Genomic DNA, 22,636 nt, shown 5'->3' with positions numbered 1-22,636 from the left:
GAGGCTGCCAGTGCATCTTCCGATCCTTATTCCAAAACGGAATTCTACCGCATGATCCCGGCACGCGTTGACGCCTGAAATCGGAACTGCGACCGGACTTTGGCCACTTTCATGGCGAATCGCGTGACAAACCCCTACGCCCGATTGACCGACCGAACGGTCGGGCGAGGCTTTGCGGCACGGCTTGGATGCATAAGCCGAAGGCCTTGGCGCACACCGTTGGCGCTATCATTGACCCTTTCCGGTCTCACACAGCGCTCCGCGCCACCCGCATGGCCTCCCACGACTACCTGAAGAAAACCCTGACCGCGCGCGTCTACGACGTCGCCCGCGAGACCGAACTCGAACGCGCGCCGAATCTGTCTGCACGTCTGCGCAATCCGGTCTACCTGAAGCGCGAGGACAACCAGCCGGTGTTCTCGTTCAAGGTGCGCGGCGCGTACAACAAGATGGCGCATATTCCGGCCGAGGCGCTGGAACGCGGGGTGATCACCGCGTCGGCGGGCAATCATGCGCAGGGCGTCGCGCTGTCGGCCGCGCGCATGGGCGTGAAGGCGATCATCGTGGTGCCGGTCACCACGCCGCAGGTGAAGGTCGATGCAGTGCGAGCACACGGCGGCCCGACCGTCGAAGTGGTGCAGTTCGGCGAATCGTATAGCGACGCGTATGGCCATGCGGTGAAACTGCAGGAAGAGCGCGACCTGACCTTCGTGCATCCGTTCGACGATCCGTACGTGATCGCCGGACAGGGCACGGTGGCAATGGAGATCCTGAGCCAGCACCAGGGGCCTATTCACGCGATCTTCGTGCCGATCGGCGGCGGCGGACTCGCGGCAGGCGTGGCCGCGTATGTGAAATCGGTGCGGCCCGAGATCAAGGTGATCGGCGTGCAGACCGATGATTCGTGCGCGATGGCCGCATCGCTGAAAGCCGGCGAGCGGGTCACGCTGAACGAAGTCGGCCTGTTCTCGGACGGCACGGCGGTGAAACTGGTCGGCGAAGAAACCTTCCGCCTCTGCCGCGAATATCTCGACGACGTGCTGCTCGTGGACACCGACGCGCTATGCGCCGCCATCAAGGACGTGTTCCAGGACACCCGCAGCGTGCTGGAACCCGCCGGCTCGCTCGCGGTGGCCGGGGCGAAACAGTATGCGGAGCGCGAAGGCATCGAGAACCAGACGCTGATCGCGATCACATCGGGCGCGAACATGAACTTCGACCGCATGCGCTTCGTGGCCGAGCGCGCCGAAGTCGGCGAAGCGCGTGAAGCCGTGTTCGCCGTGACGATCCCCGAAGAGCGCGGCAGTTTCCGGCGTTTCTGCGAACTGGTGGGCACGCGCAGCGTCACCGAGTTCAACTACCGGATTGCGGACGCGAATTCCGCCCATATCTTCGTGGGCGTGCAGATCAGGAATCGCAGCGAATCCGCGCAGATCGCGGGGGCGTTCGAAGCGCACGGCTTCGCCACCGTCGATCTGACTTTCGACGAACTGTCCAAGCAGCACATCCGTTACATGGTAGGCGGCCGCTCGCCTCTGGCGCACGACGAACGGCTGTTCCGCTTCGAGTTTCCCGAACGTCCGGGCGCGCTGATGAAATTCCTTTCGTCGATGGCGCCGAACTGGAATATCAGCCTGTTCCACTATCGCAACCAGGGCGCGGACTATAGCTCGATTCTGGTCGGCATCCAGGTGCCGGAGAGCGAGGATGCGGCGTTCGACCAGTTTCTCGCCACGCTCGGCTATCCGAACTGGGAAGAGACGCGCAACCCGGTGTATCGCCTGTTTCTCGCTTGATTAACCTTAACCGCACCTGGGACTGAAACGCGCAGATGGCTCTTTCGCTTGTCGACAAACTGGTGGTGGCAATCTCGTCGCGCGCGCTGTTCGACTTCGAGGAAGAGAACCGCGTGTACGAGGAAGGCAACCTGCAAGCCTATGAAGCATTGCAGCGCGACCGCCTCGCCGTGCCCGCCAAACCGGGCGTGGCATTCCCGCTGATCCGCAAGCTGCTGGCATTGAACGCGGGCGGCCATCGCGTCGAAGTGGTGATTCTCTCGCGCAGCGATCCGATCAGCGGACTGCGTGCGTTCCATTCGTGCCGCGAACATGGGCTCGCCATCGAACGCGGCGTGTTCACGCGTGGGCGCGCGCCGTTCGGCTACCTGAAGCCGCTGAACGCGTCGCTGTTTTTATCGGCGAATCAGCAGGACGTGCGCGACGCGCTCGCCGCCGGCTTTCCCGCCGCGCGCGTGCTGCCGGAATCGGCGAAAATGGCGAGCAAGTATCCGGACGAAATCCGCATTGCCTTCGACGGCGACGCCGTGCTGTTTTCCGACGAGGCCGAGCGCGTGTTCCAGAAAGACGGTTTGCGCGCCTTTGTCGGCCACGAGATTCACAACAAGGATCTGCCGCTCGCGGACGGCCCACTGAAGCCGTTGCTCGAAGCGCTGCACCGGTTGCAAAAACTCGCGGACGAAGCCGCGCCCATGCATATTCGTACGGCATTGGTGACGGCGCGCTCGGCGCCCGCGCATGAGCGCGCGATCCGCACCCTGATGGCGTGGAACATCGAAATCGACGAAGCGATGTTCCTCGGCGGCCTCGACAAGAGCGCATTTCTGCGCGAGTTCGAGCCGGACTTTTTCTTCGACGACCAAATTGGCCACTGCGAATCGGCCCGCGTCGTGACGGCGACGGGGCATGTGATGAGTGGCATCGTGAACGCATCATGACACCCGAACAATCCCCGCTGGGTAAGGCCTCCACTTACACCGAACAATACGACGCGTCGCTGCTGTTTCCGATCGCGCGAAAAAATGCGCGCGAGGCGATCGGCATCGGCGCGCAGTTGCCGTTCTTCGGCACGGACATCTGGAATGCCTACGAACTGTCCTGGCTGAATGCGCGCGGCAAGCCGCAAATCGCGGTGGCGACTTTCTTCGTGCCGGCGGATTCGCCGAATATCGTCGAATCCAAGTCGTTCAAGCTTTATCTCGGCTCGTTCGCGCAGACCGCTTTCGAGTCGATGGACGCCGTACGCGACACGATCAGGCGCGATGTGTCCGCGTCGTGCGGCGCGACGGTTTCCGTTCATCTAACGGCGCCGTACAAGTTCGGCAAATTGCAGATGGAAGAATTCGAAGGCTTGTCGCTGGACCGGCTGGATCTGGACACCGACGTTTATCAGCCGGACGCGTCTTTGCTGAAGGCGGCACTGCATGAAGCGCCGGTCGAAGAAACGGTGTTTTCCAACTTGCTGAAGTCGAATTGCCCGGTAACGGGGCAGCCGGATTGGGGCAGCGTGCAGATTCATTACGTGGGCCCGCAGATCGATCACGCAGGCTTGCTGCGCTACATCATCTCGTACCGGAATCACACCGGCTTTCACGAGCAATGTGTCGAGCGGATTTTCGTCGACGTGCTGAAGGCCTGCAAGCCGGTGAAGCTTGCGGTGTACGCGCGTTATACGCGGCGCGGCGGGCTGGACATCAATCCGTTCCGCACGAATTACAACTTGCCGATGCCGGACAATATGCGGCTCGCGCGGCAGTAAGAAAAGCAGGTTGTTCGCCGCGCCGAGTCGATGCGAATTTGCGGCGAACGAACCGGCTGAATGTGCAGGCTTAGGCCGTGGGCTTCTTATAAGCCACGCAGTCCACTTCGACGCGGCAATCGATCACCATCGAAGAAACCACGCAGGCGCGCGCCGGCGGGTTCTCGCCGAAGTACTCGCGGAACACCTTGTTGAACGACGCGAAGTCACGCGGATCATCCAGCCACACGCCGCAGCGGACCACATGCTCCGCGCCATAGCCGGCCTCCTTCAGAATCGCGAACACGTTCTGAATCGCCTTGTGCGACTGCTCGACGATGCCGCCGTTGATCACTTCGCCGTTTTCCATCGGCGTCTGGCCCGACACGAACAGCCAGCCGTCGGCTTCGACCGCACGTGCAAACGGCATATGCTGACCGCCCGTTCCCTTCCCGCCTTCAACACCATATCGTTTCATCACTACACTCCTTGAATAGTCCGACGCGCGTTCGGCAGAATCGCCCCGCGCGCCGCAATCAATCGATCAAAAATTCAGAACGCGCCGTGCGCGTCGCCCTTCGACGCCGCGCCACGCGCCACGAAGTGACCGGCGCGCTCGCCCATCACTTCGCCGTCGCGGTACGACAACACGCCGTTCACCCACACCGCGTCGATACCGTCGGCGGCCTGCTGCGGTTTTTCGAACGTCGCCGCATCGCGCACTCTGGCCGGGTCGAACAGCACCAGATCGGCGTGATAGCCGATATGCACCTCGCCACGCTGCGCCAGACCAAAGCGCCGCGCCGACAGGCTGGTCATCTTGCGCACCGCTTCTTCGAGCGGCAGCAAGCCCGCGTCGCGCGCATAGTGGCCAAGCACGCGCGGAAATGCGCCCCACAAGCGCGGATGCGGCAGCGGATCGTTCGGCAAACCGTCCGAGCCGACCATCGTCGCGGGATGCGAGAGAATGCGCCGCACGTCGTCTTCGGACATGTTGTGATACACCGCGCCCGCCGGTTGCAGGCGCTTGCCCGCTTCCTGCTGCGTGACGCCCCACTCCGCGGCAATCTCCTTCACGAGCTTGCCCGCCATCTCCGGATGCGGCTCCGACCACGTAATCGTGATGTCGATATCGCCCGTCACCTGCTTCAGATCGAGCGTCGACGAACTGCGGTTGTATGGATAGCAATCGCAACCGACCGGCTGCAGGCGGCGCGCGCCTTCCAGCGACTTCAGCACTTCTTCGCTGCGGCCCCAGTTCGACGGCCCAGCGCACTTCAGATGCGAAATCACCACCGGCACGTGCGCATGACGGCCCACGCGATACGCTTCTTCCATTGCGTCGAGAATCGCGTCGAACTCGGTGCGCATATGCGTGGTGTACAGCGCGCCGGCGGCGGCGAGCGGTTCAGCCAGCGCCATCACTTCTTCGGCCGGCGCGGCGAACGCCGAGCCGTAGGCAAGCCCCGAGCTCAAACCCAGCGCGCCGTTGGCCAATGCTTCTTCGAGTTGAGCGCGCATGGCTTCGATTTCCTGCCCGGTCGCCGCGCGATCGAGCCGGTCCATCTGGTTGCTGCGCAACGCCGTATGTCCGATCAGCGCGCCGACGTTCACCGCTGGCCGCGCCGCATTGACCGCTGCGACATACGCGGCGAAGGTCGGATACTGGAACGCGTCGCGCTCGCCGAGCAGGTTCATCGGATCGGGCGGCTCGCCCCTGAGCGCAACCGGCGACGCGCTGATGCCGCAATTGCCGACAATCACCGTCGTCACGCCTTGCGTGATCTTCGGCAGCATTTGCGGCGAGCGGATCACGTGCGTGTCGTCGTGCGTATGAACGTCGATGAAGCCCGGCGCCAGCGCGCGGCCTTCGGCCTCGATCACCTCTTCGGCCAGCCAGTTCGACAGATTGCCGATCGCGACGATGCGGCCGTCACGCACCGCGACATCGCGCTCGACCGGCGGCGCGCCCGTGCCGTCGTACAGTTGCGCGCCGAAGATCAGCGTATCGGCGGCTTCGGGATGCGAATGCATGGATCAGTCTCCTAACGGTTGTCGATCGCCGCCGCCGCGGTGCGTGTCGAGCGCATGCTTCATGCGGCGCAGCAGTTCGCGGCTCTCGTCGCCCTGACTGACGGCGAGTTCGGTGACGAGCACATCGAGCGCCATCATCATTGCGTAGCGCGACGACGACGGCTTGTAAATGAAATCAGTTTCAAACGCGACGATCGGGATCACCCAATCGGCCAGCCTCGCAAGCGGCGAAGCCGGCGCGGTCAGCGCGACCACGGTCGCGCCGTAGCTGCGCGCGATCTTGCAGTTTTCGACCATCTCGGGCACACGCCCCGTGGTGGACAGCGCGATCACCACACAGTCACGCGACACGGTGCTCGCCACCATGCGTTGCAGCAAGCCGTCCTGATAGGTCGCCACGGGCCGGCCGAGACGCACGAGCCTGAAGCGCATCTCGTCGGCGAGCGCGGTGGAACCGCCACCCATGCCGAACACGTAGATCATGCGTGCAGCGCGCAAGGCGGCAGCCGCTTCGCCGAGCGGCGCCTGGCGCAGCAACTGATGGTTGTGCGCCAGCGTGGTCTGCAATTCGTCGAACACCCGGGTCGCGATCGGCTCAGGCGCGCCGCTCGGGCCTGGCTGCAGGAAGCGCTGACCGACCGCCGCGGCCTGCGCCAGCCGCAGCTTGAGTTCGCGCACGTCGCGGCAACCCACCGCCTTGGCAAAGCGCGTCACGGTCGCGACGCTCACCTCGGCCTGCTGCGCGAGCGCGCCGATGCTGGCGCGCGAGGCGCCGGTCAGATCGTCGAGAATCAGCGCGGCGACCTTGCGTTCGGCCGAGCGCAGCTCGGGCGCGCATTCGGCAATGCGCGCGACGATGTCGAAAGCCAGCGGTTCGGCGGTTGAGTTCATTGCGGACTGTGGATGTGGCGCGAAGGCTCAACGAAGGCTGACAACGCGCCTCCGGCAAACCGTGGTACTAAATAACATTTCTTCATCCATCGTACTTTCGGTAACATGCTAAAGTCAACTTTGATTCAATTTAACTGGACGATGGAGCGAGGAGACATGAAAGTTACAAACTATCAGGGCGCGACGATTGATCCTTATAGCAAGGGCTTGGGCATGGTTCCGGGTACCAGCATCCAGCTCACGGATGCCGCGCGTCTGGAGTGGAACCTGCTGAACGAAGACGTGAGCCTGCCGGCCGCCGTGCTGTACGCGGACCGGGTGGAGCACAACCTGAAGTGGATGCAGGCATTTGTGGCGGAATACGGCGTGAAGCTCGCGCCGCACGGCAAGACTACGATGGCGCCGCAACTGTTTCGCCGCCAGCTCGAAACCGGCGCATGGGGGATCACGCTCGCCACCGCGCATCAGGTGCGTGCGGCTTACCACGGCGGCGTCTCGCGCGTGCTGATGGCCAATCAGCTGGTCGGCCGCCGCAACATGATGATGGTCGCCGAGTTGCTGAGCGATCCGGAATTCGAATTCTTCTGCCTCGTCGATTCGGTGGAAGGCGTCGAGCAATTGGGCGAGTTTTTCAAGTCGGTGAACAAGCAGTTGCAGGTGCTGCTCGAACTCGGCGTGCCGGGCGGCCGCACGGGTGTACGCGACGCGGCGCAACGCAACGCGGTGCTCGAGGCGATTACACGCTATCCGGACACGCTGAAGCTCGCCGGCGTCGAACTGTATGAAGGCGTGCTCAAGGAAGAGCACGAGGTGCGCGAGTTTCTGCAAAGCGCGGTCGCGGTGACGCGTGAACTCGTCGAGCAGGAGCGCTTTGCGCGTGCGCCGGCAGTGCTGTCAGGCGCGGGGTCGGCCTGGTACGACGTGGTCGCGGAGGAATTCGTGAAGGCCTCGGAGACCGGCAAGGTCGAGGTCGTGCTGCGTCCGGGCTGCTATCTGACACACGATGTCGGTATTTATCGCAAGGCGCAGACGGACATCTTCGCGCGCAATCCGGTCGCGAAGAAAATGGGCGAAGGGCTGCTTCCCGCGCTGCAATTGTGGGCGTATGTGCAGTCGATTCCCGAACCGGATCGCGCGATCATCGGTCTGGGCAAGCGTGATTCCGCGTTCGACGCGGGCATGCCGGAGCCGGCGCGCCACTATCGTCCGGGTAACGAAGCACCGCGCGATATCGCGGCGAGCGAAGGCTGGGAGATTTTCGGCTTGATGGATCAGCATGCATATCTGCGGATTCCCGCGGGCGCTGATCTGAAAGTGGGCGACATGATCGCGTTCGACATCTCGCATCCGTGTCTGACGTTCGACAAATGGCGTCAGGTGCTGGTGGTCGATCCGGCGTATCGGGTCACGGAAGTGATCGAAACGTTTTTCTGATTGTTCTTGCGAAGGGTGCGTTCCGAGAGAACGGAGCGTGCCCTTCGTGACGTTTCGTGGCGTTCCACGCGGGGCGAATGGTCGCGCAGTGGTTCCAAAGAACCGCCTGCGTTCATCTGCATCCGGCAGCAGGTCAAGGCTGGCGCGGAGCTTCGCCCGCCACGGCCGCGGGTGGCTGCGTGATATCGATAGAGCCCGCTCCGGCGGCGCCGGCCATCGCCGCCACCTCGCCGATCCTTGCTTCGAGCAGCTTCAACGCCGCCGACAGCGCGCCCAGCGCATCGTCCGGCAACCCCGCCATCGTGTCGTGCAGAAACGCATTGCGGCGCGGCAAGCTGGCTTCGGTGGCCGATTGCCCCGCTTCGGTCAGACGCACGTTGGTCACGCGGTTGTCGCGCGTGTCCATGCTGCGAGCGATCCAGCCCATACCCTCCAGCGTTTTCAGTTGCCGCGTCAGCGCGCCCGGGTCGACGCGCAAGCGCTCCACCAGACGCTTCTGCGACGACTCGCCACCCTGCTCGTGCAACGCGAGCAGAATGCGCCAGCGCGGCAGCGGGTGGCCAACGTGCGCCTCGAAGGCCGACATGAACGTCCGGTAAGTGCGGCCGAATTGCTGCATGACGGCGACGCGGTCCTGTTCTTCCATGATCTGTCAGTAAAACGATAAGTCCAAGAATCAGTCCGCGTGAATCACGGGTTCGAGCTTGCGCTGGAGCTTGATCGGCGGCACACGGCGGCTTTGCCAGACCGATACCACGGCGATGATCGCCGCCATTGCGAGCCCCAGATGAATCGCCGACACGAGCGCTTCGCGCGCGCTCTCGAGCAGCATCGCGCCGTTATGGCCCGCGTGCGCCAACTGGCCGAGCAAGGTGGTCTGCGCGTCGCGATTGATGAGGATTTGCGGATCGCCGAGATCCGCGAACCAGTGCGACGCGTGATCGTTTTCGAGCGCGCTGCGCACGCCGCTCGCGTACATGTGGCTGACCAGCGTGCCGGTCAGCGCCGTGCCGAGCATGCCGCCGATCATCCGCAGCGACTGCAGCAGCGCCGTCGCAATGCCGAGGTGTTCGCGGCCGGCCGTCTGCTGCGCGAAGATCGTCAGGTTCGGCATGACGAAGCCGAGTCCCAATCCGCCGACGACCATGAACGCCATCAACAGCCATTGCGGCATGGCGCGCGTCGCCACGACCACGCCCAGGCACGCCAGCGCGAGCAGCGTAAAGCCCACGTACAGCATCAGATTCGGATTGCGCACGCGCGAAACAATGCGACCATTGGCGATACTGCCGATCGTGATGAACACGACCAGCGGCGTGATGACGAGCCCCGCCTCTTTCGGCGACATGCCGAAGCCGCCCTGGAACAGCAGCGGCGCGTAGAACAGCAGCGAGAACATCGTGAAGCCGCCCAGCACGGCCAGCGTGAAGAGTGCGGCGAGACTGCGATTGCGGAACATGTCGACCGGCAGGATCGCCGTCGGGCAGCGCTTTTCCCACTGCCACAGCGCGTAAGCCGACGCGGCGCTCAACGCGAGCAGCGCGGCCACGCTCAAGGTCACGCCATGCTTGGGCAGCAACTCGACGAACAGTTGCAGCGAGCCGAGCGCCACGGCGATCAGCACCGCGCCGGGCCAGTCGAGCCGCATCTTGCCTTCGTGTTCGACATGACGCAGATGCGGCAGAAAACGCCAGACAAAAAACAGCGACAGCAGACCGACCGGCAGATTCACGTAGAAAACCGAGCGCCAGCCGTAATACTGCGTGAGGAACCCGCCGAGCGACGGCCCGACCGCGTTCGCGATACCGAACGCCGAACTCATCACCACCTGCCAGCGCAACCGCACGACCGAGTCGGGAAACAGATCGGGAATGCAGGCGAACGCGGTGCCGACCAGCATGCCGCCGCCAATGCCCTGCAGACCGCGCGCGAGCACGAGGAACAGCATGTTGTTGGCCGCGCCGCACAGCACCGAGGCACCCGTGAACACGACAATCGACGCGATCACGAACGGCTTGCGCCCGTAATAATCGCCAAGCCGGCCGAAAATCGGCACGGTAATCACCGAGGTCAGCAAATACGACGTGGCGACCCAGGCATACAACTCAAAACCCTTGAGTTCGGCGACGATGGTGGGCAAGGCGGTGCCGACCACGGTCTGGTCGAGCGCGACCAGCATCGTGACGAAGGAGATGCCGAGCATCGCCAGCAGCGATTCACGGAAAGGTAAAACTTGCCCACTCGAGTGGTGGGCCGCGGTATGGACAGCCATTTTTGATGGAACAACTGTTGACTCGTCAAACGATCGGGAATCATACCACGGCGAGACGCTCTAATCGGCACATGCCGCTGCGGTATGCCGCCGCGGCAACACCTGAAAAACACACATCACATGACGCCAGGGAGGCACATGGAGCCGAGTTCGCTCGCAGCACAATCGTTATCGGACGACGACCTGAAGGCGCTGCGGCGCGCGAAACATGAACTGGAGAGCCCCGCGCTGGCGATGAAACTGGCCAGCATGGTCGGTGCGCCGCTGGAAAAGCTGCTCTCGCGCATGCCGGCGTTCGCCAACGAAAAAGTCGCGGACGCGACCGAGCTGGCGCTGCGCAAGTGTCTGGCGATTGCGTTGCGCACGCTGGGGCGAAGGGACGGCGCGCTTGCGCTCGTGGCGCCCGAGAAACCGAGCAATCTGCTGCACAAGTTCGCCGTGGCGACCACTGGCGCGGCCGGCGGCGCATTCGGACTGTTCGCGCTGCCCGTCGAACTGCCGGTCACGACCACGCTGATGTTCCGCTCGATCTGCGACATCGCGCGCAGCGAGGGTGAGGATCTGACCTCGATCGACACGCAACTGCAATGTCTGACCGTGCTCGGCATGGGCAGCACGTCGAGTGCCGACGACGACGCCGACTTCGGCTACTTCATCATGCGCGGCGCGCTGGCGCAGGCGGTGTCGAAGGCGTCGTCCGAGATCGCCACCAAAGGTTTCACCACGCACGGTTCCGCGGCCTTGCTGCGCCTCGTCAACACGATCGCCGCGCGCTTTTCGGTGCAGGTGAGCGAACAGATCGCCGCCAAGTCGATCCCGGCGATCGGCGCGGTGCTCGGCGCGATGGTCAATACGGTGTTCATCGACCACTTCCAGCAGGTCGCGCACGCGCACTTCACCGTGCGGCGGCTGGAGCGGCAATACGGCCAGCAAACGGTCGAGGCCGCGTATCAGACCATCGACATCGCGCTCGACGGCTGAGCCGCGCGGCTCGTCGCGCGCCGCACGAAACCGGCGGCACGGTCGAGCGCGCGGTTTCCTTCCGGGATGAACGGCGCGAAGATCGGCCAGACGTGCGGCATCTTCTGCCACACTTCCAGTTCGCAATCGACGCCTGCCGCGCGCGCGTTGTCGGCCACGCGCTGCGAGTCGTCGAGCAACACCTCCGTGCTGCCGGCCATGATGAAGAGCGGCGGCAAGCCGTGCAGATCGGCATAAACGGGCGAGGCGTAGGGATGCGTGGCCGGCGTGTCGCCTAGATAGATTTTCCCCGCCGGCGCGATCGCGGGACCGCTGAACATCGGATCGAGACCGTCGTTGCCGTGGATGCTGGCGCCGGTCGCGGCCAGATCGGTCCACGGCGAGAACAGCAGGCCGCCGGCCGGCATGGGGTCGCCGGCGTCGCGCAGCGCTACGAGCGTGGCAAGCGCGAGGCCGCCGCCAGCCGAATCGCCTGCGATCACGATCGACTCCGGCGCGATCCCTCCTCCGATCAACCGGCGATAGGCCGCCGTCGTATCGTTCAGCGCAGCCGGAAAGCGGTGCTCGGGCGCGAGGCGGTAGTCGAGCGAAAAGATTGCCGCATTGGCGCGCGTCGCCAGACCGAACACGAGCGAGCGATGCGTGCGAGGTGAACAGAAATAGTAGCCGCCGCCGTGGCAGTACAGCACGATCGGGCCGGCGCCAGCAACTGGCGAACCGTCCGCACGCTCGATCCATTCGCCGCGCAACGGCGCGTCGTCCTGGCCGTACAGCTCACGCAGATGCCAGCCGCGAGGCACGCGTGGCGACCAGACGCGTTTGGCGGTCAGCGCGCGCGCCCTCTCTACATTGATGCCCGGCTTGAGGGTCTCGGGTCGAAACTGCCTACGCAGATACCAGCACGCGAGTGCGCTTTGCCAGCTCATCAGGACACGCTCCTTCGAATGTGTCCTGTCATGTTACGTGCGTTCGCGGCAGTGCCGGTGGACGGCGGCTTCTAATCTCAAAAAGGTTGGCGCCGCCCGGTAAGACTTTCCGCGCGCTAGTTCGCCGGCAAAACCTGCCCGCGGATTTCGCCCATCGGATTTTGTGCGGTATGCACGTTGAAGTACCACTGCCCCGCCATCAGATCCGTCACCTGCTGCTCGGTGAGCGCCGCCGATCCCTTGATCGGGCTGGCAAGCGCATTCTTGTCGATCGGCACCTGAACCTTGGCGTTCTGACCCACCGGCGCGGGTCCGTGGAAATGCGCGGCGGTTGCCGGGCCGCTCAAGCCTTCGTAGGTGACCGTCCATTGGAGGGATTTGGTCGAGGTATCGAAAGTGGCGTTCAGCATGCCGTGTCCGTGGCTCACGCGAGGCGGGACTTCGCTCGACGGTTCGAGATCCGCCTTCAAGGCCACCGTATCCCCGAAGGCGACGCCCGACGCCAACGCCCACAACACCACAGCGAGATTCATTTTTCGAAGCGCAATCATGGTCTTCTCCGGACTTGATGGACCGCCGTACCGACATTTCGGCCGCGCGGAGCCACCACATACTAGTTCAAATCCGTTGAGCCCGTTTGTCGCGGAGAGTGCGCACGAACAGCGAGGGCGCGACGCGCTTTGCGGCCGGGAACCGTTCGCGCCGCCACACCTTCGAACGATGAAACACGCCAACTTCGTAGTTGTCCGTAGTGATCCGGAGAGCGGCCGATGAGCAGAAAACGTTCGCGATATCGCTCGGAAAGCGCCGCCGCGCGCCGTCGTTACCGAGCGCTGCCCATGCAAACATGACGCTGACGTGATGCACGAAAGGCGTTTTAAGCGATTTTCTCAAACAGTTAATTGTGGATTTCGTAATGAATCAATCGCACTATCCCGGTTATGCTTCCGACTGCGAGAAGTGACTCCTTCATCGAGGGATGTCTCCAAATCTTTAACGCGGCTTCGGCCGCGTTTTTTTTCGTTTGAATCTCTCGCTCGCGTCCACAATGAACCGCTCCGCTGCGAAGCGGTCACATTTATGCGAAATAGATGCAGCCGGTCTCTCGAACGGCCGACCGTTATACGAGCAATGCGGCCTGCTGTTCTATTCCGTCCAGCATGGCGTTGCACTTGTCGATTAAAACCATGCCGTCATTGCGCACACGTTCCGGCGGCTTGACATTGATTTCGCGACGGTAATCTTCAAGCGCCATGAGCAGCGGCGGATATTGCAGGACGCTCGCCGCCCCCGCCACGCGATGAAGCCACTCGCGTACGCGCTCCAGCTCCGTGCGCTCGGAGCCGACGCGCTCGAGCAACGGCGACAAGGACTGCACGTCTTCGCGCACCGACGAGACGAACGAGTCGAGCAACGCCTTGACGGTCGATTCGCTTCCCCACAATTGGGTCATATGCCCCAGGTCCACCGGGACGAACGGGTCGGCGCCGCCTTGAACATCCGTTGCGGCGATCGCGGGTGCTCCGACGGACTCCGAAGGCGCAGCATGCGCCGCGCTGTCGGAGCCGAACCAACGGCTCAGATAGTCGCGCAGCGTGGCCAGCCGGGTTGGTTTCACGAGGCTGTCGTCCATACCGGCGTCCCGACACAGATTCAGGTCTTCGGGCGCGGTATTCGCCGTGATACCCAGAATGGGTAGCCGATGCGCGCCCCCCTCCTCACCTTCACGGATACGCCGCGTGAGTTCATAACCCGACACGTTCGGCATGTGGCAGTCCGTGATCAGACATCCGTAGCTCGTGCGCTGCAATGCGGCCAGCGCTTCCGCGCCGTCGTTCGTCACGTCGCAGGCGAAACCCAGTAGCGCGAGCTGATGACGGATCAACTCCTGATTCACCGGATGATCTTCCGCCACGAGGATCAGCCGGCCACTCGCAATGGCCCGCTCGCGGTCCGGCGGCGGAGGGCCGCCCTCGGGCGCACGTGGCGTGCCCGCCGAGCGCGGCACCGAAGGCAGCCCTGTCATCGCGGCGGCGCACGCGGCACCGAGGCCGCGCCACGAAATGGGGTTGATGCTGAGGCGCACGTTGTCGTCGAGAATGCGGTAACCGGTCGGCTTCGGCTTCTCGGTCAGGCAAATGACGCGTGTGCGCGGGCGTACGTCCGCGGGCAAAGTCACGTCTTCGTTCACGAACAGCAAATCCAGATTTGCCAGTGCGACGCGATCGCGCAGTTCCGGCGCATCGGGCGGCACGCGGCGCAACGTGAGTCCTAGCGCCTCGCCGAAGTGCATCAAAGCTTGAGCAACCCGTGCGTCTCCGGTTGCCACGAGCCCGCGCTTGCCACGCAAACCGTTGACGGAATAACGCTGGGTCTCGACAGCCATGTCGAGTCTCACGGTCATGCGTGTGCCGCTGCCCGGTTCGCTGTGCAACGCGAGCGAGCCGCCCATGAGATCGATCAGCTTGCGGCAGATCGTCAAACCGAGCCCCGTGCCGCCGAAGCGGCGCGTGGTGGACGATTCCGCCTGCACGAACGGCTCGAACAGCCGGTTCTGCACCTCCGGCGCGATGCCGATGCCGGTGTCCTCGACAGTCATTTCGAGCGTCTGAACACCGTCGGCCTGCGCGAACACCGACACGCGCACGTCGACCTCGCCTTGCGGCGTAAACTTGATCGCATTGCCAAGCAGGTTGAAGAGAATCTGCCGCAACCGGACGCTGTCGCCTCGCAGGGTGGCTGCAACATCCGGCGCAATATCCACGCGCACTTTCAGACCCTTCTCATGGGCCCGGCCGGCCAGCAGGCCGACAGCGTTGTCCACCAGTTCACGTATGTCGATGGATTCGGCCTCGATCGTCAACCGGCCGGCTTCGATTTTCGAATAGTCGAGCAGGTCGTCGAGGATCTGCAGCAACGCACCCGCCGACTCGTGGATCATGCCGAGCATTTCACCCTGGTCCGTGTTGAGCGGCGTGCGCTCCAGCACCTCCACGAGACCGAGCACCCCGTTCATCGGCGTGCGGATTTCATGGCTCATCATCGCGAAGAAGTCGTCTTTGGCGCGCGCGGCGGCTTCGGCCAGGTCGCGGGCTCGCGCAAGCTCGTCGGAGCGGGCGTGCTCGACGCTGGCATCCACCCAGTAGCCGCTCCACACGACGCTGTCATCCGCTTCCCGACGCGGCACCAGTTCCGCGCGCGCCCACTTGATCTCCTCGTCGCCTTCGAAACGGAACTCCATATTCACCGGCGTCTCGCAGAGCGCCGAGCGCTCGAGTTCCGCCAGCACGAACGCCCGGTCCTCCTCGCACACGCGCTGGAAATCGACGTGGTCGCTGCGGTTCAACGAGCCGTCTTTTCCGCCCAGCAGATGCCGCGTATCACCGCCGATATACGGAAACGAATACGCGCCATCAGAAGTGCGGCGCAGTTGAAACACCACCGCCGGCAGCGAACGCGTCACGTCGAAGAGGCGCCGTTCGGTTTCGCGCGCGCGCATTTCGGCGCGGCGGATGTCCGTGATATCGACCACCGTGCCGAGCACGCACGCCGGTTGACCGTCGCCGTCACGGCAGACACTGGCCCAGAACAGGCCGTGCCGCACGTTGCCCGCGCCGCGCTCGAACTGCAATTCCAGCTGCGCGGTCTCCCGGCCGTTCAGCATCTCGCGAGTCATGTCGGTCAGGATCCGGCTGTTGGCCTCGCCCCACGTCTGAACGTCCACGGTGTTTCGTCCGATCACCGCCTCGCGGCTCATTCCGCAGGCTTGCTCATAGGCCTCGTTGACGGCGATATAGCGACCATCGAGGTCGATGGCGACAAGCGGATACGGCACCATCTTCATCATGGTTTCCTGGAAATTCAGCTGCAATTCAAGTTCGAGTTCGGTTTTCTTGCGCAGCCTGACTTCCCGTTGCAGCAGCAGATAGGCGCGCAAGGTAATCAGCAGCGCGACGCCGATGCCGATCAGCAACGGCAGCAGACGCACCGCGGTGACGCTCCATAAGCCGGACTCCGGTGAATTACCGGTGACCCACTTCTGCCGGATGCGCTGCTTTTCCGCGGGCGGCATGGCCAGCAACGCGCGGTCGATCAGCCCGGCAAGCGGGCTCAGGTCCGTGCGCACGGCGAAGTCGAGCGCGTCGGATTCGCCGACCGTGCCGAGGATTTTCAGGACGCTGTCGTAGCGCTGCTTGAGCAGGATGTCGATGGCGGCCACGTTGCCCACCAGAACGTCCGCCTCACCTGCCGCGACCATGTCGAGCGCGTCGTCGAGACTGGGCGCGATAACGACGTGGTCCGCCGGAATTCGCTCGAACGCGAGCGGAATCGAACCGGCAACGTGCGACGAAACGACGACGCGGCGCGATGCGAAATCGCTCAACGATCTGGCCGCCGGTTCGTCCTCACGCCCGACGATCACCAGCGGATAGCTTTCGTAAGCGACGGTATGCCGCGCGCCCTTGAGTCGCGGATCGTGAATCGACGCCGTGGCGAGAATGGCGAGTTCGCCGCGCTGAAACGATTCGATAGCGGTGGGCCAGTCAGCCGTGCGGGCACGGTTGAATACGACGCCGAGCGTGCGGCTCAAATACGCCAGATAGTCGGCGGCAATGCCGGCCGGCCGGCCGGAGCTGTCGACGTAGCTGAACGGCGACCAGCCGTTGTCGAAACCGATCTGCAACGGCGGCAATGAACGCAGCCAGGCCTGTTCTTGCGGCGTCAGCACAAGACGTGGCGCGGTGGGCACGGGCTTCGCGTCGAAGTTGCCGGACAGCCAGCGCACGCGAATCGCCGCCTCGTCGGCCGGGTTCATCGACGCGAGCGCCTCATCGAGCTGGTCCCGCAACGCAGCGTGACTGCGCGGCACGGCGAAGCGCAGATTGGCGGTCCGGCTGCTCTCTTCGAAGGCGACATGCAGGCCGCGAAACTCCTCGGTGGCCAACGCGTATTGCACGGCCGGCGTGAAGCCGAGATAGACGTCGGCGTCGCCCCGGACCACCGCGGAGAGTGCCGCGTGCGTCGTGGCGAACGCGCTGATCTGGGCGTGCGGAAAGCGCTCGCGGGCCACGCGCTCGAGTGCAAACCCCTTCTCTACCGCAATGCGCGCTCCGGCGATCAGGGCGGGACTCGCGTAACTGTCACCGTCGCGGCGAACCACGGCCGACGACGAAGAACGGAAATACGGCGCGGTAAAACTCAGGCAGCGCTCACGCTCCGGTGTGCGGGCAACGCTCGTCAACAGATCGACGTTTCCGGCGCATGCGGCGGCAAGCAGTTGCGATACGTCAGGAAACGCCTTGGCTTCGATGACGACATTCGGCCCGACAAGCGCGCGCAGATAGTCGACACTCATACCGGTGAGACGACCGTCCTGCAGTGCGTCGAGCGGCAGCCAGCCGCCCGCGAGAACGCCGACCGTCAGTTTCGCGGGAAACGCCGCGACAACCTGGCTGTTCGAACGATTGTCGAAAAGCTGGGCCGCGGTTGCCGTCTGGGCGGCGGCAATCAGGCACCATGCGAGCAGACAGAGCCGCACGCGTTCAAGCGCGCGCCTCATTGCAACGTCCGGCGGAAAATTGACGGAAGACACGACAATGGCACCCGGCAATACTCAGACAACTTCGCCTCGCCCCTCGGCGAGCGCAGCAGTATGGTTGTCAGGCTTGCCGTGCAGAAACGAAAACAGAGCGCCGGCAATAACGCCGCCCGATAGAGGCGCGGCCCAGAACAGCCAGAGCTGATCCAGCGCCCAATCGCCGACGAACAGCGCCTGGGCGGTGGAGCGGGCAGGATTGACCGAGCCGTTGGTAACCGGAATCGACACCAGATAGACGAGCACGAGGCAGGCGCCGGCCACGAGCGGCGCAATCGGCTCCATGTCATGCCGGCGGGAGATCACGAGGGTTGCCATGACAAAGCAGAAGGACAGCACGAACTCGATTGCCAGCGCCGAATGCATTTGATAGTCAGCCGGAGAATGGTCGCCGAAACCATTCGCCGCGAACTCGGTAGCGTGCAGGTCAAAGCCGGGACGGCCGCCCGCCACATAAAGAAGTAGTGCTGCGGCAACGATCGCGCCGAAAATCTGCGAGGCAATGTAGGGGAGCAGATCCCTGACCGGAAAACGTTGCGCGACGGTAAAGCCCACGGTGACGGCGGGATTGAAGTGACCGCCGGACAGGCTGCCCACGCAGTAGCTGGCTGTAGCGAGAGCGAGGCCGAATGCCAACGCCGCTTCCAGCACGCCGCCCGCCTGCTGGATCGCACCGACGTTCAACACGATGCTCCCGCAACCGATGAAAACCAGCCACGCCGTGCCCGCACTCTCGACCAACAACCGCTTACCTAACGCCACCATGCCGCCTCCTGTTTCTGTCTACGGGGCAGACGGCATTGCACGATTGCCATAAGACATCTGCCTGAATTCTCTCGGCTCGGGCATTGCTCAGTGCGACGAAATGTCTGCTTTCGTCACGGGAGCATGGAATAAAGCCGCAGTGAGCTCAGAACTATGAGACGGCAACGTCTCGTAACCAATCGGAACACTCTTAAATTCGCGGTTCTCCGCACTCCTCTTCCGGCGACGCAATGCGATACGCTCACCTGTTTTCAGGCCAGTCCGATCTGGCGTGCATAGTCGATCAGGTCGGCTTCCGTTTCCAGGCCGAGCTTGCGCATTGCGCTGCGTTTCTGTGTGCTGATGGTCTTGCCGCTGCGCTGCAAACGCGCCGCGATCTGGTGGACCGCGAGACCTTGCACATAAAGCTGGAAGATCTCCCATTCGCGTGCGCTCAACATGCCGGCGCGAAGCTGCGGCGGCGCATCCGCCATTTCGATTGCGGCACGCGCGTGCGCCGACAGATAGACGTGGCCGCTAAAAGCCGCCTCGATTGCATCGATCAACGCGGTGACGGTCTCACGTTTATCGACGATGCCGCCCACGCCGATATGCAACAGGCCGGTAAGCATGTGCGCATGACAGATCATGGTGAGGACGACGACGCAAGGATGCGGCCGGCCCCGCAACAGGCGACGCAGAAACGGCACTGCGTTGCTGCCGCCATGAATGCCCGGCATGGTGATATCCGAAACGACGACGTCGCACGCACAGGCGTCGAGTAATTCGGCCAGCCCGTGCGTGTCCGCCGCTTCACCGACGAATTCGATGTGCGGCACGGACTGCAGCATTTGCTTGACGCCGACACGAACGCAGTCGTGATCGTCCGCCACGATGACGCGAATCTTTTGTCTCATTTTTGTTGTCTTATCGATTGGCATGCCCTGCACGAGATGTGCTTCCCCAGGCGATGCCAATGCATCTTATATTCGTCGCGCCGCGGCGCGACACGCCGCCGGTTCGTCACAGGTTCTGCACGCGCTCCTCCGGGATCACTCCGTACTCGACAGCGAAGCGGAACAGTTCCGCGTCGCTGTGCAGAGCAAGCTTGCGCATTGCGGTGCATTTCTGCGCGCTGATCGTTTTGACGCTGCGCCCCAGACGCGCCGCGATCTCGGTCACTCCATACCCGGATGCATACTGGGTGAACACCTCGAGTTCGCGGCGCGACAGCATCTGCCGGACAAAATCGAGCCGCTGGGTCACCGTTGCGTCAGCGATCAATGCACGCACTGCCGGCCCGACATAGCACTCGCGTGCCAGCGCCGTGACGACGGCCACGTGAATCAGATCGATCCGGTCGCGCTTGCTCACCAGTGCGTCCGCGCCGAGCGAAATCACCTTCTGCAGTTCGGCCGCCGCGGTTTCCATGGTCAGCACGACGAGCGCAATGCCGGGGTAGCGCGTCTTGAACTGCCTCACGACTTCCAGTCCGCTGCCGTCGGCACCGCCTGGCATGTAGAGGTCCATGAGCACCAGATCGCATGAACTGCGGTCGACTTCCGTGAAGAGTTCAGTGGCGTCGGCTGCGCGGCCGACGATCTGCATATTCGGATAACCGCCGATCAGATTTTCGATCGCCAGCAACACCAGGGGATGATCGTCCGCGATGATGGCTCGAATGGGCGTGCTTACCTCTGCGGTGTCGCGCATCTTCTATTTTTCCTCCATACCTTGATTGCTGCCGCCCTCTTCAGTGAAACCAGCTATTGTGCCGATCATTAAACATTTTTCAGAAAATGGACATAAGATCGGTCCGAAACAACCTCATTCAATTCAAAAAGTAAATTGCCTAGATATACGATTCAAAACCAAGAATTCCATTTGCGCGCACATAAGAGAAAAGACCGGGGTCGTTGGTGACACCGAGCCTCGTCATCGCCTCGCGTTTTTTGCGGCTGACCGTGCGACGATGGCAGCCGAGCGCCGCGGCAATTTCAGCGATCGACCGGCCGTCCACCAGCAGCCTGACGACTTCGGCCTGGACGCACGATAAACGCGGCGCCGGCGGCCGTTCGGATTCGAGGTTCTGCGGGCGCGCCAGTGCTTCGATGATGGAACGTCCGAGGTAGGCTTCGCCGTGCCGGGTCGCGGCGATCGCCTGCCAAAGCTCGTCCATCGATTCAGCCTTGCCGAGCATGCTCACGGTGCCGTCCGAGACGATCGCGCGAAGAATCGCCGCGTTGGTCAGCGTGGTCATCACCACGATGCGCAACCGCGGCCAGTCGCAGCGGATTCGCCGGACAAGATCGAGGCCGTCGTCGTTCGCGCCCGCGAGCTCCGGCATGGCGAGGTCTGTGACGAGCACGTCGCAGGGCGTGTTCTGCAAGCGTTCGAGCAGCGAATCGGGACTCGTCGCCTCATCGACAATGGTGACGCCGGCATGCATTTTTAGCGTCGTGCGGATGCCAAGCAAAACGAATGGATGATCGTCCGCCAGGATAATTCGAAGTTTCACCGGGATTTTCTCTCGTTTGTTGTAGGATTATTTTCAAATGCGCGGAAAAATCTGACACGCTCGCGCATTTTTTGACGGCCCCTTGACGACGCGTGGCGCGCCAAGTCGGCCATAAAATCACCGCCGTAACTTCACGAAAATCGGAACGTTCCGAATCCTGCGGAAAACCAATTGACCATTGTGGATTTATCAAGGAATCACGGAGTAAATACGCAAAATGAATATTTTTCTGTTTCTCAAACAACCCATTTCCGTCTGAAGTTCGACGGCTCGGCCCTCATCACCGAAGTTCGATACAACGCCTCCTGCGTGAGCAAAAGCGCGCCGGCCGCCGTATCGCCGAGCGGCGCCGTGATTTCATCGGCTTGCGTCGCCGATGCGCGCCGCGCTCAGTTCGCGTTCACGCGCCGCTCGCGGAAACACCGGTAACGCGATCAATGCGCAGACGCTGGCCACCGCCCACACCATCGGCCACGAGCCGATGCTCAACAGCGGCGGAATCGCCAGCGGCGTGACGAACAGCGTGAGAAAGACACAGGTGTTGCCGATCGCCAGCGCCGTACCCGCGCGGCTCGTCCCCGCCAGCGTGGCGAGTTCCGTAAACGCGACGCCGTGCCATGCCGACGCGCTCACGCCGCCCAGCACGACCATCGGCGCGAACACCGCGGTCAGTGCCGCGTGATGCATGCCGGCGAGACCCGTCAGCAGCGCGAGCGAGGCGAACAGCACCGCCGTCAGCAAACTGCAGGCGCGCATGTACGCCCGCCGATTGCCGCGCCGGTCCGTCCAACCGCCGCTCCATACCCGCGCGATCGCGGCGCCTGTCTGCACGGCGGCCATCGTCACGCTGACAGCCAGCACCCCGGCGCGGCTGAAGTCGTGAAGGAACACCGTTCCAAACGTCACCACCGCAAGTTGCGGCACGCACAACGTTCCGGCGCCAAGCGCCACCCGCCAGATGCCGATGTCGCGCAACGGCGAGACCCTCGTGCGCACGCCGCTCGCCGCCGTGGCGCGGACTTCGCGCGCGCCGTCGGCATCGATATGAGAGGGTTCGTGCAGCCAGCGCCACGCGAATGCCGCCGTCACCGCGCATGCCAGTGCCAGCACGGTATAAGCGCTCGCGAAACCGAAGCGCGAGGCGAGCGCCGGCAACAGCAACGCGCCGAGACCACCGCCCGCAGGCACCGCGGTCTGCCGGATACTCATGGCGAGACCGCGCTCGCCTTCGCGAAACCAGGCCATCACCGCGCGGCCGCTCGAACCGTTGACGCTGCCGCCGAGCAGTCCGACCAGCAACAGGCCGAGTGCGAGCGTCGTCACGCCCGGCACATGCGTAGCGGACGGCACGACGAATAGCGCCAGCGCGGCCAGCGCCGCCGCGGTCGAAAGCAGTCCGAGCAGCAGGACGCGCCGGTCGCCCCAGCGGTCGGTCAGCAGTCCCCACGGCAATTCGCTGACCGCGATGCCGAGGCCGAGCATGCCGAGCACGAGACCCAACCCGTCGTTGCCCAGGTGATAGCCCGAGCGCAGGAAAACCGCTGTCGTTGGAATTCCTGAAAACGCCGCCGAAAAACTCGCGTTCGCAGCGAACCCGACTCCGAGCACCTTCCACCGGTGGCTTGCCGGACGCCCGCCGGATAACCGCACGGCCGCCATTGATTCGTTTCCCATCTCACCCTCCGCAAATGATCTGGAGGTATCCT

18 protein-coding genes are annotated in these 22,636 nt (G+C 63.5%); 5 read left to right on the top strand and 13 right to left on the bottom strand.

Going from position 1 to position 22,636, the window contains the following annotated elements; all coding sequences use genetic code 11:
- Positions 1 to 188: 188 nt before the first annotated feature.
- The 3 genes from ilvA to queF are packed head-to-tail and all read left to right on the top strand — an operon-like array spanning position 189 to position 3,555.
- Positions 189 to 1,796, top strand: a complete 1,608-nt coding sequence (gene ilvA / locus BXE_RS02040) for a threonine ammonia-lyase, biosynthetic (protein ID WP_011486771.1) — start codon at positions 189 to 191, stop codon at positions 1,794 to 1,796.
- Positions 1,797 to 1,831: 35 nt separating this feature from the next.
- The gene (locus BXE_RS02035) at positions 1,832 to 2,734 is read left to right on the top strand and encodes a 5'-nucleotidase (protein WP_011486770.1); all 903 of its coding nucleotides are present in this window, start codon (positions 1,832 to 1,834) and stop codon (positions 2,732 to 2,734) included.
- Positions 2,731 to 3,555: an NADPH-dependent 7-cyano-7-deazaguanine reductase QueF gene (gene queF, locus BXE_RS02030; protein WP_011486769.1), complete on the top strand. Its 825-nt coding sequence runs from the start codon at positions 2,731 to 2,733 to the stop codon at positions 3,553 to 3,555. Before BXE_RS02035 ends, queF begins: the two co-directional genes overlap by 4 nt.
- A 70-nt stretch (positions 3,556 to 3,625) precedes the next feature.
- Here the strand turns inward: queF and BXE_RS02025 are convergent, their stop codons facing one another.
- The 3 genes from BXE_RS02025 to BXE_RS02015 all read right to left on the bottom strand — a co-directional run bounded on the left by BXE_RS02025 (position 3,626) and on the right by BXE_RS02015 (position 6,459).
- Positions 3,626 to 4,012: a RidA family protein gene (locus tag BXE_RS02025; RefSeq protein ID WP_007179354.1), complete on the bottom strand. Its 387-nt coding sequence runs from the start codon at positions 4,010 to 4,012 to the stop codon at positions 3,626 to 3,628.
- Between the two features lie 74 nt (positions 4,013 to 4,086).
- Positions 4,087 to 5,568, bottom strand: a complete 1,482-nt coding sequence (locus tag BXE_RS02020) for an N-acyl-D-amino-acid deacylase family protein (RefSeq protein WP_011486768.1) — start codon at positions 5,566 to 5,568, stop codon at positions 4,087 to 4,089.
- Between the two features lie 3 nt (positions 5,569 to 5,571).
- Positions 5,572 to 6,459, bottom strand: coding sequence for a MurR/RpiR family transcriptional regulator (locus BXE_RS02015; protein WP_011486767.1), 888 nt, complete (start codon positions 6,457 to 6,459; stop codon positions 5,572 to 5,574).
- A 156-nt stretch (positions 6,460 to 6,615) separates the two neighbouring features.
- Between BXE_RS02015 and BXE_RS02010 the strand changes: the two genes are divergently transcribed.
- A complete protein-coding gene (locus BXE_RS02010) occupies positions 6,616 to 7,893 on the top strand; it encodes an amino acid deaminase (protein WP_011486766.1) in 1,278 nt (425 codons plus the stop codon).
- Positions 7,894 to 8,026: 133 nt separating this feature from the next.
- Here the strand turns inward: BXE_RS02010 and BXE_RS02005 are convergent, their stop codons facing one another.
- Together BXE_RS02005 and BXE_RS02000 are read right to left on the bottom strand one after the other, a co-directional pair.
- Positions 8,027 to 8,539 (bottom strand): MarR family winged helix-turn-helix transcriptional regulator, encoded by a 513-nt coding sequence (locus tag BXE_RS02005; RefSeq protein WP_011486765.1) that lies wholly within the window; start codon positions 8,537 to 8,539, stop codon positions 8,027 to 8,029.
- Between the two features lie 30 nt (positions 8,540 to 8,569).
- Positions 8,570 to 10,165 (bottom strand): MDR family MFS transporter, encoded by a 1,596-nt coding sequence (locus BXE_RS02000; RefSeq protein WP_011486764.1) that lies wholly within the window; start codon positions 10,163 to 10,165, stop codon positions 8,570 to 8,572.
- A gap of 138 nt (positions 10,166 to 10,303) precedes the next feature.
- Between BXE_RS02000 and BXE_RS01995 the strand changes: the two genes are divergently transcribed.
- On the top strand, positions 10,304 to 11,146 hold the full coding sequence (locus tag BXE_RS01995; RefSeq protein WP_011486763.1) for an EcsC family protein: 843 nt from the start codon (positions 10,304 to 10,306) through the stop codon (positions 11,144 to 11,146).
- Here the strand turns inward: BXE_RS01995 and BXE_RS01990 are convergent.
- The 8 genes from BXE_RS01990 to BXE_RS01950 form a co-directional block, all read right to left on the bottom strand.
- The gene (locus tag BXE_RS01990; RefSeq protein WP_011486762.1) at positions 11,116 to 12,072 is read right to left on the bottom strand and encodes an alpha/beta hydrolase; all 957 of its coding nucleotides are present in this window, start codon (positions 12,070 to 12,072) and stop codon (positions 11,116 to 11,118) included. The two genes, BXE_RS01995 and BXE_RS01990, sit on opposite strands and share 31 nt — an antisense overlap.
- Positions 12,073 to 12,188: 116 nt before the next feature.
- Positions 12,189 to 12,623 (bottom strand): CHRD domain-containing protein, encoded by a 435-nt coding sequence (locus BXE_RS01985; protein WP_011486761.1) that lies wholly within the window; start codon positions 12,621 to 12,623, stop codon positions 12,189 to 12,191.
- 569 nt (positions 12,624 to 13,192) lie between these two features.
- Positions 13,193 to 17,632: an ATP-binding protein gene (locus tag BXE_RS01975; protein WP_233518836.1), complete on the bottom strand. Its 4,440-nt coding sequence runs from the start codon at positions 17,630 to 17,632 to the stop codon at positions 13,193 to 13,195.
- 54 nt (positions 17,633 to 17,686) lie between these two features.
- Positions 17,687 to 18,433 (bottom strand): aquaporin Z, encoded by a 747-nt coding sequence (gene aqpZ / locus BXE_RS01970; protein WP_011486758.1) that lies wholly within the window; start codon positions 18,431 to 18,433, stop codon positions 17,687 to 17,689.
- 251 nt (positions 18,434 to 18,684) lie between these two features.
- Positions 18,685 to 19,329, bottom strand: coding sequence for a response regulator transcription factor (locus BXE_RS01965; RefSeq protein WP_038456991.1), 645 nt, complete (start codon positions 19,327 to 19,329; stop codon positions 18,685 to 18,687).
- Positions 19,330 to 19,435: 106 nt separating this feature from the next.
- Positions 19,436 to 20,125, bottom strand: coding sequence for a response regulator transcription factor (locus BXE_RS01960; RefSeq protein ID WP_011486756.1), 690 nt, complete (start codon positions 20,123 to 20,125; stop codon positions 19,436 to 19,438).
- A 139-nt stretch (positions 20,126 to 20,264) separates the two neighbouring features.
- Positions 20,265 to 20,930 (bottom strand): response regulator transcription factor, encoded by a 666-nt coding sequence (locus BXE_RS01955; RefSeq protein WP_011486755.1) that lies wholly within the window; start codon positions 20,928 to 20,930, stop codon positions 20,265 to 20,267.
- A gap of 357 nt (positions 20,931 to 21,287) precedes the next feature.
- The gene (locus BXE_RS01950) at positions 21,288 to 22,604 is read right to left on the bottom strand and encodes an MFS transporter (RefSeq protein ID WP_038456992.1); all 1,317 of its coding nucleotides are present in this window, start codon (positions 22,602 to 22,604) and stop codon (positions 21,288 to 21,290) included.
- Positions 22,605 to 22,636: the final 32 nt, after the last annotated feature.

This window comes from Paraburkholderia xenovorans LB400, assembly GCF_000013645.1.
In the GTDB taxonomy this organism is placed as follows: domain Bacteria; phylum Pseudomonadota; class Gammaproteobacteria; order Burkholderiales; family Burkholderiaceae; genus Paraburkholderia; species Paraburkholderia xenovorans.
The sequence above is the reverse complement of the archived record's forward strand: the minus strand, read 5'-3'. Positions and strand labels throughout refer to the sequence as shown.